The 15472-nt window shown below is 66.8% G+C and carries 19 protein-coding genes; 7 read left to right on the top strand and 12 right to left on the bottom strand.

Going from position 1 to position 15472, the window contains the following annotated elements; genetic code table 11:
• Positions 1–85: 85 nt before the first annotated feature.
• Positions 86–1120, top strand: a complete 1035-nt coding sequence (locus ACJ4V0_RS17950; RefSeq protein WP_448300972.1) for an amino acid ABC transporter substrate-binding protein — start codon at positions 86–88, stop codon at positions 1118–1120.
• A 21-nt stretch (positions 1121–1141) separates the two neighbouring features.
• Here the strand turns inward: ACJ4V0_RS17950 and ACJ4V0_RS17945 are convergent, their stop codons facing one another.
• The 6 genes from ACJ4V0_RS17945 to ACJ4V0_RS17920 form a co-directional block, all read right to left on the bottom strand.
• Positions 1142–1498 (bottom strand): tRNA-binding protein, encoded by a 357-nt coding sequence (locus ACJ4V0_RS17945; protein WP_448300971.1) that lies wholly within the window; start codon positions 1496–1498, stop codon positions 1142–1144.
• Positions 1499–1602: 104 nt separating this feature from the next.
• A complete protein-coding gene (locus tag ACJ4V0_RS17940; RefSeq protein ID WP_448300970.1) occupies positions 1603–2343 on the bottom strand; it encodes a TetR/AcrR family transcriptional regulator in 741 nt (246 codons plus the stop codon).
• A 54-nt stretch (positions 2344–2397) separates the two neighbouring features.
• On the bottom strand, positions 2398–3246 hold the full coding sequence (gene proC, locus ACJ4V0_RS17935) for a pyrroline-5-carboxylate reductase (protein WP_448300969.1): 849 nt from the start codon (positions 3244–3246) through the stop codon (positions 2398–2400).
• Positions 3247–3298: 52 nt separating this feature from the next.
• Entirely contained in the window at positions 3299–3802 is a 504-nt protein-coding gene (locus ACJ4V0_RS17930) for a type III secretion system chaperone family protein (protein ID WP_448300968.1), read from the bottom strand.
• A gap of 572 nt (positions 3803–4374) precedes the next feature.
• Complete coding sequence (locus tag ACJ4V0_RS17925) at positions 4375–6420, bottom strand: elongation factor G (RefSeq protein WP_448300967.1); 2046 nt, start codon at positions 6418–6420, stop codon at positions 4375–4377.
• A gap of 156 nt (positions 6421–6576) precedes the next feature.
• On the bottom strand, positions 6577–6738 hold the full coding sequence (locus tag ACJ4V0_RS17920) for a hypothetical protein (protein WP_448300966.1): 162 nt from the start codon (positions 6736–6738) through the stop codon (positions 6577–6579).
• A gap of 250 nt (positions 6739–6988) precedes the next feature.
• Between ACJ4V0_RS17920 and ACJ4V0_RS17915 the strand changes: the two genes are divergently transcribed.
• Positions 6989–7303: a hypothetical protein gene (locus tag ACJ4V0_RS17915; protein WP_448300965.1), complete on the top strand. Its 315-nt coding sequence runs from the start codon at positions 6989–6991 to the stop codon at positions 7301–7303.
• A gap of 150 nt (positions 7304–7453) precedes the next feature.
• Positions 7454–8485, top strand: a complete 1032-nt coding sequence (locus ACJ4V0_RS17910; protein WP_448300964.1) for a PQQ-dependent sugar dehydrogenase — start codon at positions 7454–7456, stop codon at positions 8483–8485.
• Positions 8486–8490: 5 nt separating this feature from the next.
• Here ACJ4V0_RS17910 and ACJ4V0_RS17905 read toward each other — a convergent pair whose 3' ends face one another.
• The 3 genes from ACJ4V0_RS17905 to ACJ4V0_RS17895 form a co-directional block, all read right to left on the bottom strand.
• Entirely contained in the window at positions 8491–9249 is a 759-nt protein-coding gene (locus tag ACJ4V0_RS17905; protein WP_448300963.1) for a class I SAM-dependent methyltransferase, read from the bottom strand.
• The gene (locus ACJ4V0_RS17900) at positions 9246–9605 is read right to left on the bottom strand and encodes a DMT family protein (RefSeq protein WP_448300962.1); all 360 of its coding nucleotides are present in this window, start codon (positions 9603–9605) and stop codon (positions 9246–9248) included. Before ACJ4V0_RS17900 ends, ACJ4V0_RS17905 begins: the two co-directional genes overlap by 4 nt.
• A gap of 116 nt (positions 9606–9721) precedes the next feature.
• Positions 9722–9985: an SWEET family sugar transporter gene (locus ACJ4V0_RS17895; protein ID WP_448300961.1), complete on the bottom strand. Its 264-nt coding sequence runs from the start codon at positions 9983–9985 to the stop codon at positions 9722–9724.
• 98 nt (positions 9986–10083) lie between these two features.
• Between ACJ4V0_RS17895 and msrP the strand changes: the two genes are divergently transcribed.
• Positions 10084–11037: a protein-methionine-sulfoxide reductase catalytic subunit MsrP gene (msrP, locus tag ACJ4V0_RS17890; protein ID WP_448300960.1), complete on the top strand. Its 954-nt coding sequence runs from the start codon at positions 10084–10086 to the stop codon at positions 11035–11037.
• Between the two features lie 3 nt (positions 11038–11040).
• Here the strand turns inward: msrP and ACJ4V0_RS17885 are convergent, their stop codons facing one another.
• Positions 11041–11916: an MBL fold metallo-hydrolase gene (locus ACJ4V0_RS17885; protein WP_448300959.1), complete on the bottom strand. Its 876-nt coding sequence runs from the start codon at positions 11914–11916 to the stop codon at positions 11041–11043.
• Positions 11917–12190: 274 nt separating this feature from the next.
• On the opposite strand from ACJ4V0_RS17885, the gene ACJ4V0_RS17880 reads away from it, so the two are divergent.
• Positions 12191–12544: a septal ring lytic transglycosylase RlpA family protein gene (locus tag ACJ4V0_RS17880; RefSeq protein ID WP_448301075.1), complete on the top strand. Its 354-nt coding sequence runs from the start codon at positions 12191–12193 to the stop codon at positions 12542–12544.
• A gap of 149 nt (positions 12545–12693) precedes the next feature.
• Here ACJ4V0_RS17880 and carA read toward each other — a convergent pair whose 3' ends face one another.
• On the bottom strand, positions 12694–13884 hold the full coding sequence (gene carA, locus ACJ4V0_RS17875; RefSeq protein ID WP_448300958.1) for a glutamine-hydrolyzing carbamoyl-phosphate synthase small subunit: 1191 nt from the start codon (positions 13882–13884) through the stop codon (positions 12694–12696).
• Between the two features lie 164 nt (positions 13885–14048).
• Here carA and ACJ4V0_RS17870 point away from each other — a divergent pair, with 164 nt between their 5' ends.
• Positions 14049–14501, top strand: coding sequence for a GatB/YqeY domain-containing protein (locus ACJ4V0_RS17870; RefSeq protein WP_448301074.1), 453 nt, complete (start codon positions 14049–14051; stop codon positions 14499–14501).
• Between the two features lie 4 nt (positions 14502–14505).
• Positions 14506–14970 (top strand): DUF2214 domain-containing protein, encoded by a 465-nt coding sequence (locus ACJ4V0_RS17865; RefSeq protein ID WP_448300957.1) that lies wholly within the window; start codon positions 14506–14508, stop codon positions 14968–14970.
• On the opposite strand, the gene ACJ4V0_RS17860 is transcribed toward ACJ4V0_RS17865, so the two are convergent.
• Positions 14963–15319, bottom strand: a complete 357-nt coding sequence (locus tag ACJ4V0_RS17860) for a DUF6152 family protein (RefSeq protein WP_448300956.1) — start codon at positions 15317–15319, stop codon at positions 14963–14965. The two genes, ACJ4V0_RS17865 and ACJ4V0_RS17860, sit on opposite strands and share 8 nt — an antisense overlap.
• Positions 15320–15472 lie beyond the last annotated feature (153 nt).

Here is a 15472-nt window from a genome sequence, read left to right as displayed (position 1 = left end):
CTGCTAGATTGCCTCCTGCGTGCCCTGATCGACCGGATGGCAAGGGTGCGGTGAAACAACCATCCAGAGCGGGAAGTCAGCCACCATGAAACGGATCGTCTCAACCCTTGCCCTCGGGGCGGCCATCGGTCTTGGCGCCGGCCTTGCGCCGGCCATGGCCCAGACGGGCGGCAATACGCTGCGCAACATCCAGAGCGCCGGTTACGTCAAATGCGGCGTCAGCCCCAGCCTTGCCGGGTTCTCCCAGCCGGACAGCGCCGGCAACTGGACCGGCATCGACGTCGACCTGTGCCGGGCGCTCGCCGCCGCCATCTTCAACGACCCGACAAAGGTGCGCTTCTCGCCGCTGTCGGCCAAGGACCGCTTCACGGCCCTGCAGTCCGGCGAGGTGGACCTGCTCTCCCGCGTCACGACCTGGACCATCCAGCGCGACACCGCGCTCGGCCTGAACTTCGCCGGCGTCAACTACTATGACGGCCAGGGCTTCATGGTCCGCAAGTCGCTCAACATCAAGAGCGCGCGCGAACTGTCCGGCGCCTCGGTCTGCGTCCAGACCGGCACGACGACCGAGCTCAACGTCGCCGACTACTTCCGGGCCAATAACCTGAAATACGAGCCGGTCGTATTCAACACCGCCGACGAGGTGCTCAAGGCCTATGATTCCGGCCGCTGCGACGTGTTCACCACCGACGCATCGGGCGTCTATTCCCAGCGCCTCAGCCTCGCGAAGCCCGACGACCACATGGTCCTGCCGGAGATCATTTCGAAAGAGCCGCTCGGCCCGGTGGTCCGCCATGGTGACGATCAGTGGTTCGACATCGTCAAGTGGACCCACTTCGCCATGATCACGGCGGAGGAACTCTCCATCTCCAAGGCCAACCTCGACCAGATGCTGCAGTCGGCCAATCCCGAAATCCGCCGCGTGCTCGGCGTCGAGGGCAATGCCGGCGAGGCCCTGGGTCTCACCAAGGACTGGGTCGTCCGCATCGTCCGCCATGTCGGCAACTACGGTGAGATGTTCGACCGCCATCTCGGCGCCGGTTCTCGCCTCGGCATCGCCCGCGGTCTCAATGCGCTGTGGACCAAGGGCGGTTTGCAGTACGCCCCGCCGATCCGCTGATCGGACCTGGGAGGCGGGCGGTCAGAACAGCCGCCCGCCTTCCGGCACATCCTGGCCGGGACCGATGAGGACCACCTCGCCGGTCTCGTCCGGGACGCCGAGGGTCAGCACCTCGGACATGAACTTGCCGATCTGGCGCGGCGGAAAATTCACCACCGCCAGTACCTGTCGCCCGATCAGGGCATCCAGCGTGTAGTGTTTGGTGATCTGGGCCGACGACTTTTTCCGGCCGATCTCGCCGCCGAAATCAATCACGAGCTTGATGGCCGGCTTGCGCGCCTCGGGAAAAGGCTGCGCCTCGACGATCCGTCCGACGCGGATGTCCACCTTCAGAAAATCATCGAAGCCGATGACAGGGCTCAGGGACGTCTCGATCATGCCGGCCTCGCTGGAAGGTGCGATCCGGCGTGCATGAGCCGGGACACGCGGGCGTATCCATCGAACGCCCCTCGCCGGTCAAGACCGTCGGCGCCGCTCGGTCCTCAGACCGGCGTGACTTTGGGATCGCGGAAATCATCGCCGCGCCAGCCGCGCTCCGTCCCGCTTGCTGCATCGCGGTCCGTTCGCTCGCTGCGGCGTCGAGAAAACGGCGCGCACAGGAGACCGAGAATGGGGCCTGCCACGCGCTCGACCGCCTTCAGGGCGCCCGCCGCCCTCCCCGCCCGGACGAGTTGCTCGTCGAGAACGCGCATGGTCCTCGCGAGCGCCGGGTCGTCGTCGTCGTCGTCGAGCCATGCCCTGACGACCTTGGCGAAGGCGATAGCCAGTCCTTGGGCGCGGATGGCGCCCCCTGCCCCCGGGACCTCGACGCCGGCAGCGGCCAGCATCCAGCGCTGCGACTGCACCGCCAGCCCATTGAGCGCCAGGGCAAGGCCCGGGTCGCACATTGCGGCGGCCGAGAGCCGGCGAACGGCCTCCCTATGGGGCGCCAGGAGATCGAGCCGGCGCATCAGCACGTCGAACAGCCGCTCCTTGATATCCTGATCGGCGAGATCCGCATCGATCCCGTCGAGCACCGCCTTGTCGATGGAGGCGACGAAGGCGGCGATGATCTCGAAGCGGGAGCCGAACACCGCCCGCACCTGACCGAGCGACAGGCCGGCGCGCTCCGCCGTATCCACCAGCGTCACCTCGCCAAGCGGTCGCTCGGCAAGCAGCCCCATGAAGGCCGAAACGATGGCCTCGCGGTGGTTCATTTCCGACGCTGTTGCAGTTCCGGTCATCGAACGCTCCCTCGTGCGCGGTCATCGCATAAATGAGAGATAGGCAGGCCCGTGTCAGCCTGCCAGTTCCCGCGAGCGTTTCGCCGCAGCGGCGACAGCCTGAACGAACAGCGGATCGACGCCATTGGCGGCCATCAGCACCTGCAGGGCGGCATGGGTCGTGCCGTTGGGCGAGGTCACGTTCTGCCGCAGGGTCGCAGGATCGATGTCGGGTGACCGGAACATGAGTTCCCCCGCCCCTTCCACGGTGGCGCGGGCGAGCCGCAGCGCCAGATCCGGCGGCAGACCGGCGGCGACGCCCGCCTTGGCCAGCGTCTCGGCCAGCAGGAAGACATAGGCCGGACCCGACCCAGATACGGCGGTGACAATGTCGATCCAGTCCTCGCGCGCCAGCCATTCGACGCGGCCGACCGCCGACATCAGCGTCTCCACCGCCTGATGCTGGGCGGCGGTGACATGCGGGTTTGCGGCCGCTCCGGTGATGCCGCGGCCAACCGCCGCAGGCGTGTTCGGGATGGTCCGCACCACGGCCGTCCCGCGTCCGAACACCGCTTCCAGCCGGTCGATGGTCTTGCCAGCCATGACCGAGACGACGACGGTCGAGGGGCCGACCAGATGCCGGACCAGCGGCAGGACATCGTCGGCGATCTGCGGCTTGACGGCGACGACGAGGACGTCGGCAACCGCCGGATCGATCGGATCGATGGCGATGCCATTGGCGTCGATGATGGCCTGGACGTTGGCCGGCGGCCGCGGATCGATCACGGTGACGCGGGACGCCGGCAGGCCGTGCTTCAGCCAGCCGCGAAGAAGCGCGCCACCCATCTGTCCGGCCCCGACCAGCACGACATGCCCGGCATATGCGGCAAGGCGCGTGGAATCGTCGTCGTTCACATGGGTCATGGCGTCCTCGGAAGCTGTCGGCGAAGACCGATAGCCGCCCCGAAGGCCGCTGTCACGCCTCGCCGGCCGTCTCGAAGAGGGCGGAGTCCATGGCCTCGCGCGCTGTCTTGCCAGCCCATACGACGAACTGGAACGCCTGATAGTAGCGGTCGCAGGCCTCCATGGCGGCATCCAGTTGCGCCTCGCACTGGCGACCCGAGGCCTCCGCCCCGCCGGCGAGCAGCAGCGCATGCCGGAACATGACGACGCCCTCCTGCGGCCAGAGGTCGAAATGCCCGAGCCAGAGCTGCTCGTTGATAAGCTGGATGAGGTCCTTGACCTCGGAACGCCGCCGGTCCGGCACCTTCAGGTCGAAGGCACAGGCGAGGTGCAGCGATTCGATGTCGTCCATCCATGTGAAGGACGCATGATAGTCAGACCAACGGCCGGTGACCGAGAGGGTGATCTCGTCATCTCCCGAACGGTCGAAGGACCACTCGTTGAGGGCCGCCAGGTTCTCCACCAGATCGACGGGATTGACCTGCCGGTCGGTGCTTTCGATATCGGTCAAGGACATTCCGCCCCCGTGCGGTTCGCTCGGTTGTCGGACAGACGCGACGGGACGCAACTGGACAGGAGACCGACACGCAGGCTGCCGAGGCACTCACCTGCAAGCTTTTGATTCGACTTGTCGAATCGATCTCTGATCCAGACCCTAACGCAGGATGGCGGCGCTGCCTACTGACCCGACAAGCGATCTTGGATTCGTCACGCGGGTGCAATCGCGCCGCCACCCTTATCCACACGCGAGGGGAGTTTCCCCCGGCGATCATTCGCCGCAGCGTGGCAATGGCGGCGATTTGCAACCAGGCGATTTTGCTCAAATTGGCAGCATGATGCCGAGGCGTGCGGCACGGGAAGTCCTGCCATGCAGGCATTCCGGTTGTGCGCTGCACACGAAGGCGCCATCTTCGGTTTTGTCGATAGCATTTTGGGATCACGTCCTCCCTGTGATCTTCGCGTCGCTGTCGGCGTTCCCCTCTGGAAGGCGGCTTCCAGATGTTCGTCATCGGAAGCCGAAACTTAAACGGCCGGGCTCCTGGAGCCCGGCCTTTTTTTTGCCCGGTGGTGTTTCGCGGCGCTGCGCGGTCACGCCGCCCGCGACTGGACGATCTTCTCGGCCTCCCGGCCCGTCAGTTCGGCCAGGTGATCGAAGCCGTAGGTGAAGGATCCGACGCCGGCGGTAGCAGACCGGATCTCGACGATCAGGTCGCCGATCTCGGATTCGGGCATGAGCGCCGCCACCACATCCCATCCCGGCCAGCCATCGCGGGAATCGAAGCCCAGGATCTGTCCGCGTCTTGCCGAGACGATGGCGTTGATCCGGGCCGTGGCGTCGGAAGGGATCGCCACCTCCACGCGGTGGATCGGCTCCAGCAGCACCGGATGGCACGTGGGCAGCGCGTCCTGGATGGCGATGCGGCCAGCCTGCTGGAACGCCATGTCGGAGCTGTCCACCGTGTGATAGCTGCCGTCGGTGAGCGTCACGGCGATGTCGACGACGGGAAATCCGAGCGGCCCCCGGCGCAAGGTCTCCTCGATCCCGTCCTTCACGGCCGGGATGTACTGCTTCGGCACGACGCCGCCGGCGATCGTGTCGCCGAACAGGAATCCCGCCCCGCGGTCGACGGGCCTGACGTCGATCACCACGTCACCGAACTGGCCATGCCCGCCCGACTGCTTGCGGTGCCGGCCGCGAACACCGGTGGCGGCCTTCTTGATCGTCTCGCGGTAGCCGACGGAAGGCTTGGCCTGGTTCACCTGCACGCCGTAGCGGTTGGCGAGTTTCGACACCGCCACGCGCAGATGCATCTCGCCCTGTCCCGACAGGACGATCTCGCCCGTCTCGCCGAGATGGGTGACGGTGAGCGAGGGGTCCTCGTCGTGCAGCTTGCCGAGGGCGAGACCCAGCTTGACGTCGTCCTTGCGGTCCCGGGCCGATAGCGCCACGGACAGGACGGCCTGCGGCGGCGACGCGCCGGCGATCTGCCGTGGGGCCGCCTTGCCCGTGGTCACGGTTTCTCCGGTGGCGACGTGGTCGAGCTTGCCGAGAGCCACGGTGTCGCCGGCGCTGGCCTCGCGCATCTTCTCGACGCCAGGCCCGAACAGCCTGAAGAGGCCGGAGGTGCGCTCCGCCACGCCAGCGGTTCCGGTCAGGATGGCGCCTTCGCCCAGCGAGCCATGCAGCAGGCGGGCGACCGACAGCTTGCCGCCATGGGCGGTGTGGATGGTCTTCATGACATGGGCGACCGGATCGCCGCCGGTCACACCGAGCCGCTTCGCCGCAGCGCCGACGGCCGGCACGTCGTGGCGCAATGTCTTCAACAGGCGCAGCACGCCGTTGGTATGAAGGGCCGAACCGAACAGCACGGGCACCACATGCCCCTCCGCCAGTTCGCGGCCGAGATCGTCGAAGACGCGATCCTTCGGCGGTTCGAGGTCGGACAGGAGGGTTTCCATCAATTCGTCGTCGTGGTCGGCAAGCGTCTCCAGCATGGTGAAGCGCGCCTCCTTCTCGCGGTCGAGATCCTCGCCAGCCAGCGGCACGACCTCGGATGGCGCGTGCTCGCGGTAGACGAAGGCCCGCTCAAGGGCGAGGTCGACGAAGCCCGAGACGATGCCGTTCGACCAGATCGGAATCTGCCGCAGCAGCAGCGGGACGCGCGAGGCCGGCCGGAGGATCTGCAGCGTCTCGCGGATGCGCCTGTCGGCCTTGTCGATCTTGTTGATGAACAGGATGCGCGGGATACCGTGGTCCTCGAGCTCCCTGAGAATGACGCCGAGGGCGGGGATCTTCTTCTCGTCCGCCTCGCAGACGACGACGGCCGCATCGACCGCCGGGATGACGTTGCGCATCTCATGCAGGAAGTCGACCGAGCCGGGGCAGTCGACGAAGGTGTAGGCATCACCCATGAAGGTCGTGGTGGCGAAGCTCGCCTCGACGCTCATCTTGAACTGGTGCGCTTCCGCGCTGGAATCGGAGACCGTGGTCCCGGTCTCCACCGACCCCATCCGCTGGATCGCGCCGTTTCGCTCGAGCAGCGCCTCCAGCAAGGTCGTCTTGCCGCTCTGGAACGGGCCCACCAGCGCAATGCACCGTGGACCCGCCTGCCTTCTGCCGCCTTGATCACCCATGTCGTCGTCCCCTCGTGTCGGGGCCCGGGCGAGAAGGTCGACCCGGAAGTGACAGGTCAAACGGAGGGTCTTGTTGCGGGACCTCGCGTGGAATCATCGTCGCGCCGCGCGCGCCTGGGCGCAAGTCCGCCGTCTCGCGATGCAGCGTGGCGGGTTCTAGCGCTGCGACGGGCGGCGGATCGTGCCGGTCTGGATGGCGTCGTCGGCGGTGCCGCGCGCCCATTGCCGGGTCTCGGCAAGTTCCTTCGATCCCCGGTCGACGAACTGGGCCGTGACGACGGCCGCCACGGCGACAAGAAACAGCAGCCAGCGCGACATGGCATCCTCGGACAGAGTGAGACGTCAGAGTGTCGCAGGGTCATGGTTAAGTTCGGGTTGCCGGGATCGCATTCTGCCTAGCCGCAAGGCCGGATCTCTCACGCAAGCGTGACGGACCGCCGCAATTTTGCCGGAAACGGACGTCGGAGCGACATTGTTTCAGCACTTGGCGTTCCCATCTTGCTGGTGTCGGGCTTCGTGATCGGTTGCGGTGCCCCTGGGTCTAACCTCGAATGGAAGGAGGTGCTGAATGCGGCATTCGCGTCATTCCTTTCGCATCGGCGCAGGGCGCGCCGGCTTCGGGCGCGGATATCCGCGGGTTCCCACCATCATTTCCGTCGGCGTCGTCGCCGCACTGATCCTCGCGCTGCTCATCGCCGGGCTCTCGCTGACTCGCGAGTTGATCGATCCCGCGACCATCGAGGAAGGCGCCGATCCGGAGACCTTGGCCTTGTCCGGTACGGTGCTCGTCGCGATCATCGGCCTTGCCGGATTGCTCTTCGCCATGCTGCGCCGACTGTTCACCAGCGGAGAGGCGCCGAAGGACCCGCCGGTCGCCGTCTGACCGCTCTGGAGCATTCAGCCAATGAACCCCCGGATCGGAATAGCGTCATGGATTGTGCTGGTGGCATTGGCTGCCGGCCTGGCGAGTGTAGCTGCGCGCGCGCAAAGCACAGCGTCCACCTCCCCTGACCAGGCCGTCACCGTCACGACCGTGGCGACCGGCCTTGAGAACCCCTGGGGGATAGCCTTCCTGCCCGACGGCCGCATGCTGGTCACGGAACGCCCCGGACGTCTCCGCGTGGTAACGCGGGACGGCGCGGTCTCCCCGCCCGTCGCCGGTGTGCCCGAGGTCCAGGCCGTCGGCCAGGGCGGCCTGCTCGGCATCGCGCTCGACCCCGATTTTCCCGGCAACCGCCGCGTCTATCTGAGCTTTTCCGAACCCCGCGGCAGGGACACCAACGCGACGGCGGTGTTCCGCGCCCGGCTGAGCGAGGCCGGGGACCGGCTCGAGGAGGGCCTCGTCATCTGGCGCCAGGACCCGCCCATCGCCAGCCGCCTCCATTTCGGCTCGCGCCTCGTCTTCGACCGGACGGGACACCTGTTCGTCACGACCGGCGACCGGTTCGGCCAGATGGATCAGAGCCAGAACCCGGCGAATACCCTCGCCAAGATCGTGCGCATCACGACCGACGGTCAGCCGGCGCCGGACAACGGCGCCGCGACGGGGCAGAGCGGCTGGAGCCCGGCCATCTGGGCCATCGGCCTGCGCAACGTTCAAGGCGCCGCGTTGCACCCCGAGACCGGCCGCCTGTGGATCAGCAACCACGGTCCGCGCGGCGGCGACGGCCTCTATGCCGTGCGTCCCGGCGAGAACTACGGCTGGCCGCTCATCTCCTGGGGTACCCACTATGACGGCCGGGCGATCAACGGTGGCCTGCGGCAGCGCGACGGCCTCGTCCAGCCCCTTGTCCACTGGACGCCGTCCATCGCCCCCTCGGGCCTGACCTTCTACACGGCGGACCTGATACCCGCCTGGACGGGTAGTGCCTTCTCGGGCGCCCTTGCCGGCCGGATGCTGGTTCGCATCGTCCTCGACGGGGAAAAGGTCGTCCGGCAGGAGCGGCTTCTGACCGATCTCGGCCATCGTTTCCGCGACGTCCAGCAGGGTCCCGATGGCGCCCTGTGGCTCCTCACCGACGCCCGCGACGGCGCCCTCCTGCGCCTCGCACCGCCGGGTCGCTGACGCTCTCAAACGTCCGCGAGCCGCGGGTTCGGCGTCAGCACGACGCAGTGGTGCCCCATAGCGTCGCCACCCAGGACGAAATGCTGCTCGGGGAAGCTCTGCATGAGGTCGGTCTCGTAGAGCGCCACGGCATCGCGCCGGCAGATGAGGAACTTCGGCGCCGCGACGATGTCCTCGCGGTCGATGACACACATCAGCACCATATCCGGATGCGCCGTCAGATAGGCATGCACCGTCACCACCAGGAAGGGGTAGCCGGGGTGGAGCATGTCGTCGAGGCAGATCAGGCCCTGCGGGTGCAGCCGCGCATGGGCCAGCGCCAGATCGTGCATCAGCGGCTCGGGCGAATGATCCCCGTCGATGTGGATGAACCGCAGGGGACCCCTCCCTGTCAGGCCGGCGAACTCGTCGACCGTCAGCTTGCCGGTGTCGAACGGCCGCGGCGTGAACCGGGAGCTGTCGAGACCATGCCGCTCGGCATTGGCGACGAATCGGTCGAGAACACGGTCGTCGGGCCAGGTGAAGACGTCGAAGCCATAGGCATGCTCGCCGGGCGCCAGGGCATGGCCCATGGCGATGAGAAAACGTCCCTCGAAGGCGCCGATCTCGGCCACCGAGCCGCGAATGCCCATTTCGTTCTGGCGGCGCAAGAGGTGCCCGCAGATCGTCGCCGAGAATCGCGACGACATGCCCGGCACCGTCTCGAAGCCTTCCGCCAGATAGGCGTCGAGCGCGGGAATGCCGCTGATGAATGGCCTGTTCAAGCGCCTCTCCCCTGGAACACGAAGAATGCCCCGGCCGCGATGAGCGCAAACCCGATCGCATGATTCCACGACAATTGTTCCTTGAGGAATACGACCGAGAACACGGCGAAGACCAGCAGCGTGATCACCTCCTGGATCGTCTTCAACTCGGCGGCGCTGTAGACCCCGTGGCCGATGCGGTTGGCCGGCACCGCCAGGCAATATTCGAACAGGGCGATGCCCCAGCTCACGAGGATGACGACGATGAGGGGCGTCGCCTTGAACTTCAGGTGTCCATACCAGGCGAAGGTCATGAAGACGTTGGAGGCGACGAGCAGCAGGATCGGCGAGACGGCGGGCGATGTCAGGGCGGCCATGGAAGTCTCCGGCAGGGGCTCCTCGATGGCTAGCATGCGGCAGCCCATCCATCACCAGCGGCGGCGCCGACATTTTCCCACTCAGACGTTGGCTTTGGACGAACCACCCGCTCCCGTCATCCGTATCTGAGCTTGAGGCCAACGATCGTGAGCTGCAGGGCCAGCGTCACCGTGTTGGAGAGGATGAGCGGGAGGTCGCCGAGCGCGATGCCATAGACCAGCCACAGCGCGATGCCGAGCGCGAAGGCGCTGTAGGCGGACAGGGAGATGGCGCGCGTGTCGCGGGTGCGGATGATGCGGATGGCCTGCGGCAGCCAGCAGAAGGTCGTAACGAAAGCAGCGGCCAGGCCGATATAGGAAACGAGGGTCTGCGGCAGCACGTTGGCCTCCAGGGCGGGGCGGGATGCGACTCGCCATAGCGTGATTTGGTGACGGGCGGAGCGCCCTATAGCCTCTTGGAAAGTCGAAGGGAGCCCCCATGCTGATCAGGTCGAAGCGCGGGTGGGAATTGCCGGAGAGCGCGGCCACTCCCGAATCCATCTTCATGTCGCGCCGCACGATGATGGCGGCCGGCGCCGGCATTGCCGCAACCGCGCTGGCCGGGCGGGTCGAGGCTCAAGGAACCGATCCGACCGCCGACCTCTATCCGGCCCCCCGGAATGCGACCTACACGGTCGAGCGGCCCCTGACGGCCGAGAACGTTGCCGGAAATTACAACAATTTCTACGAGTTCGGCGGCTCCAAGCAGATCGCCCGCGCCGCCCAGGCGCTGCCGATCCGCCCCTGGACCGTCAAGATCGACGGGCTGGTGGAAAAGCCGCAGACGATCGACATCGACAAGCTGATCCGCGCCATGCCGCTGGAGGAGCGGGTCTATCGCTTCCGCTGCGTCGAGGCCTGGGGCATGACCGTGCCCTGGACCGGCTTCCCCATCAAGGCGCTGATGGACATGGTCCAGCCGCTCGGCTCGGCCAAATATGTGCGGATGGAGACCTTCGACACACAGAGCTGGGCGCCGGGCATGCGCTCGCCCTGGTATTCCTGGCCCTATGTCGAGGGGCTGACCATCGATGAAGCCGCCCACGACCTCGCCATTCTCGTCACCGGCATCTACGGCAAGCCGGTGCCGCGCCAGCATGGCGCGCCGCTCCGCCTCATCGTGCCGTGGAAGTACGGGTTCAAGTCGGTGAAGTCGATCGTCCGCATCTCCTTCACCGAACAGCGTCCGCAGTCGTTCTGGGAGCGCCTGCAGGGCGGCGAATACGGCTTCTGGGCCAACGTGAACCCGGCCGTCGCCCATCCGCGCTGGAGCCAGGCGACGGAGGAACTGATCGGCGGCGGGGGGCGCGTGCCGACAAAGCTGTTCAACGGCTATGGCGAGTATGTCGCGCCGCTCTATCGCGGCCGCGAACAGGAGCGCCTCTGGGCCTGAGGCTCACTCCGCGACCGGCCTGCATACGAACCCCTCGCCGCGGCGCGCGATGCGCCCGACCGATGGCGACGGAAAATGCGCCATGCAGCACAGCGTCTCGGTATCGCAGTAGCGCTCGAGGAAGGCGCTCCGCGTGCGGACCGCCTCCTGCCTGTCGACATCGAACTTGGTGGACAGCTCCGGCCAGAGGGCCTGCACGGGCGAATGGATGAGGTCGCCGGGCGCCACCGCCTCGTCGCGACCCTTGCCGAACAGGATGGAGACGTGCCCGGGCGTGTGGCCCGGTGTCGCCATCAGCCTGAGATGATCGCCGATGGCATGGTCGCCGGCGACGAGGTCGGCCCGGCCCGCCTCCACCACCGGCAGGACGCTGTCCTGGAAGGGCAAGACCGGCGCCCTGGCGTCTATGGCCTGCCAGTGTTCGAACTCGCGGGCGCCGAAGACATAGCGCGCCTTCGGAAAGGTTGGCACCCAGCGGCCATTCTCCAGCCGCGTGTTCCAGCCGACATGATCGGCATGGAGGTGAGTGCACATCACGTAGTCGATGTCGCTCAGGCCGAGCCCGGCCGCGGCCAGTCCCGACATGAACCGGTCATCGGTCTTCTCGTGCCAGTCCGGACGGGTCGGGTGCTGCTTGCCGTTTCCGATGCAACTGTCGACCAGGATCACATGATGCGGCGTGCGCACCACATAGCTCTGGAAGGCCATGATCAGCCGGCCGTCGGCCCCGATCGCCCCCGTGCGCGACAGCCATTCCCGTTCCGTGTCGAGTTGCCCGTCCGTCAGGTCCGGCAGCATGTCGAAGGCATCGAGGAACCCGCCCTCCTGCTCGACGATACGATGAATGGTGAGGTCGCCGGTGCGAAAGACGTCGGTCATGGGAACTCCGGTGAACGCGAGGCCCTTAGGATCGTGCCTGCCTCCGCGAGAGACAATCGCGAATCCCTGATGGTTGCCATCACGGCGCCCGCGCGTCGACGGTCAGCCGGACCGGCCGTCAGATCGTTGTCCACCGCCCGGGCCGCATTCCGGACTCATTTCGCCTCTACTCCCAGCCCATCGCTTGGCGGCAGGCGTGACATTTCCGCTGTCGCTCAAACCCATCCGCGCCGTGCCGATTCCGCACCTGCGCGAGAGCCCGGGAACCCACAAGATGACGTCTTCGCTTCGCTTCGCCGCGATCAGCGCTGCATTTTTCGCCGCTTCGCCGGCTCTTCCCGCGGCAGCAGCCGATGCGGTCGGCCTCGCCTCCTGGTATCAACTGCCCGGTCGGACCGCATGCGGCGGTCGCCACAATCCCGAGGCCATGACAGCGGCTCATCGCAGCCTTCCCTGCGGATCCAGGATCAGGGTGACGAACATGGCCAATGGCCGCTCGGCAGTGGTGACGATCGTTGATCGGGGACCCTTCATCCGCGGACGCATCGTCGACGTCTCGCGCGGCGTCGCCCGACAGATCGGCCTTATCCAGCGCGGCGTCGGCCGGGTCAGCGTCGCGCGGCTCTGACGCCAGCCGATATCTCGCAACTCACATGAAGAAGGCGCCGCAACATTCTGCGACGGCTTTCATTTTAACCTGCGTTGAAGGCCGCTGGGGCTGACGGGCACTCAGCTACCGGCCTGTGGACAACGAGGATAATCCCGCGACGCCGCCGGTCAGGCGGCCCTGGCCTTTTCCATCATCGCCACGAAGCGGTCGAAGAGATAATGGCTGTCCATCGGTCCCGGGCTCGCCTCGGGATGGTATTGCACCGAGAAGGCCGGGCGGTCCGTCAGGGCGATGCCGGCGTTGGAGCCGTCGAACAGGCTGATGTGCGTCGGGCGCGCGTTGGCCGGCAGGGTCGCCTCGTCCACGGCAAAGCCGTGGTTCATCGAGGTGATCTCCACCTTGCCCGTGTCCATGTCCTTCACTGGGTGGTTCGCCCCGTGATGGCCCTGGTGCATCTTCAGGGTCTTCGCGCCCACGGCGAGACCCAGCATCTGGTGGCCGAGGCAGATGCCGAAGGTCGGGATCTGTTTGTCGAGCACGGCCCGGATCACCGGCACGGCATATTGTCCCGTCGCGGCCGGATCGCCCGGGCCGTTCGACAGGAAGACCCCGTCAGGCTTCAGCGCCATGACGTCCTCGACGGAGGCATGGGCGGGCACGACGGTCACCTTGCATCCGGCATTGGCGAGCAAACGCAGGATGTTGCGCTTCACGCCATAGTCGAGCGCGACGACGTGGAAGCGCGGCTCGCCGGCTTCGCCATAGCCCTCGTTCCACTCCCAGACCGTCTCGGACCAGGGATAGCGCTGCGACGAGGTGACGCCGGGCACGAGATCGAGGCCATCCATCGACGGCAGGCCGGCGGCGCGCGCCTTCAGCGCCTCGACGTCGAACGTGCCCCTGGCCGAATGGGCGATGACCGCGTTGGGCATGCCCTTCTCGCGGATCAGCGCGGTCAGCGCACGCGTGTCGACGCCGCAGAGGCCGACGATGCCGCGCCGCTTCAGCCACTGGTCGAAATGGCTCCCCGAGCGGTAGTTCGACGGCTGGGTGATCGCCGCCTTCAGCACGACGCCGCGCACGCCCGAGGCTCCGGCCATGTTGACCGTTTCGATGTCTTCGTCGTTGGCGCCGACATTGCCGATGTGCGGAAAGGTGAAGGTGATGATCTGGCCGGCATAAGAGGGATCGGTGAGGATCTCCTGATAGCCGGTCATGGCGGTGTTGAAGCAGACCTCGCCATCGGCGACGCCCTCCGCTCCGAGGCCGAAGCCTTCGATCACCGTGCCGTCGGCGAGCACGAGCAGGGCCGTCGGCGTGGGATCAGTCCAGCCGGATTCGTCTTGTTTGTGTGTCATAAGGCGCCTACATAGCGACGACTTGGCAGGCGGTCAAAGGATGCGGGACCAAAATCCCGTGAAATCCCCGCCCCCCGCCCGGCCATCATTCTCCCATGGCCCTGCCCGCCCCCGGTGAGCCCCGGCCGATGCCTGCGACCAACCGTGTCGAGGAGACGAAGACCATGCTGCGCGACAGGTTCATGAGCGATCTGAAGGAGGCCATGAAGGCCGGCGACAAGCCGCGCCTCGGCACCATCCGCCTCATGCAGGCGGCGCTCAAGGACAAGGACATCGAGGCGCGTGGCGCCGGCAAGGGTCCGCTATCCGACGACGAGATCCTCCAGCTTCTCCAGAAGATGGTGAAGCAGCGGCAGGAGAGCGCGAAGATGTATGCCGACGGCGGCCGCCCCGAGCTCGCCGACCAGGAGACCGCCGAGATCGCCGTCATCACCGCCTATCTGCCCAAGCAGATGGACGAGGCCGAGGCAAAGGCGGCGATTGCCGCCGTCATCGCCGAGACGGGCGCTGCCGGCGTCAAGGACATGGGCAAGGTGATGGGCGAGTTGAAGGCCCGCTATGCCGGCCAGATGGACTTCGGCAGGGCGAGCCCGCTGGTGAAGCAGCTCCTCGGCTGAGCCCATGGAGACCCTGACCGGCCTCCTCGATGCCATCGGCCGGTTGAGTGGTGTCACCCTGTCGACGCCGGTCTACGGCGTCGTCTCGGTCCTGCACATCCTCGGCATCGCCCTGCTGATCGGCGGTATCCTTCTGGTTGACCTCCGCCTCGCCGGTCTTCTGCGCCATCTCGACGACGGCGCGGCGCGCCTTCTCCGCATCTTGGCGCGCGTTGGCGCAGGGCTGGCCGTCGTGACTGGCGTTCTGCTGCTCTCGGCGCGGCCGGGCGAGTATCTGGCCAACCGGATCTTTCTCGCCAAAATGGTCGTCGTCGGGCTGGCGCTCATCAACGCCCTCGCCTTCGAGTGGTTGGCGCGCCGTCGCACGGACGTATGGCCCGCCGGGCCTTACGCCCGGACTGCCGGGCTGGTGTCCCTGACCGGCTGGCTCGCCGCCCTCATGCTCGGCCGATGGATCGCCTTTACCTGAGCTCGATGCGGCGGCCAACCACCTCGACCCATTCGGCGCGATAGACATTCGGGTTGCCGCGGTTCTGATAGGCATAAACGCGGAGCGTCTTGCCCGGCGCCACGTCCTCGGCCGACAGGCCGCGAGCCTGCAGGCGCGAGGTCGGCGCGAGCTCGATGGTCAGCTCCTGACCGTCCTTGACCATGTAGAGCGTCCCATGCGGGTTGGCATAGGTCGACCGCGCCACCGGACCGGTATGGTCGAGGACTTTCTCGCGGTCGAAGCCGCCCCAGCCATGATGGGCCTGTGCCGCCATGGGAACGGCACTGAGAGCGCCGGCTGCGGCGAGGAAATGACGCCTGGTGAACATCGCAACGCTCCATGTCGTGACCGATGCTGTGAAATCGCGTGCAAGAACCACCCCCTGCTGGGCTGGTTTCGCGTCCAATAACCACCCCTGCTGAGGCCATAGCGCACGATCCTTTCCGTTTTCGGGAAGGGTCCAGGGATGACGGGTGTGGAG

This window comes from Phreatobacter aquiterrae, assembly GCF_053471285.1.
This window is presented reverse-complemented; position numbering and strand designations above follow the sequence as displayed.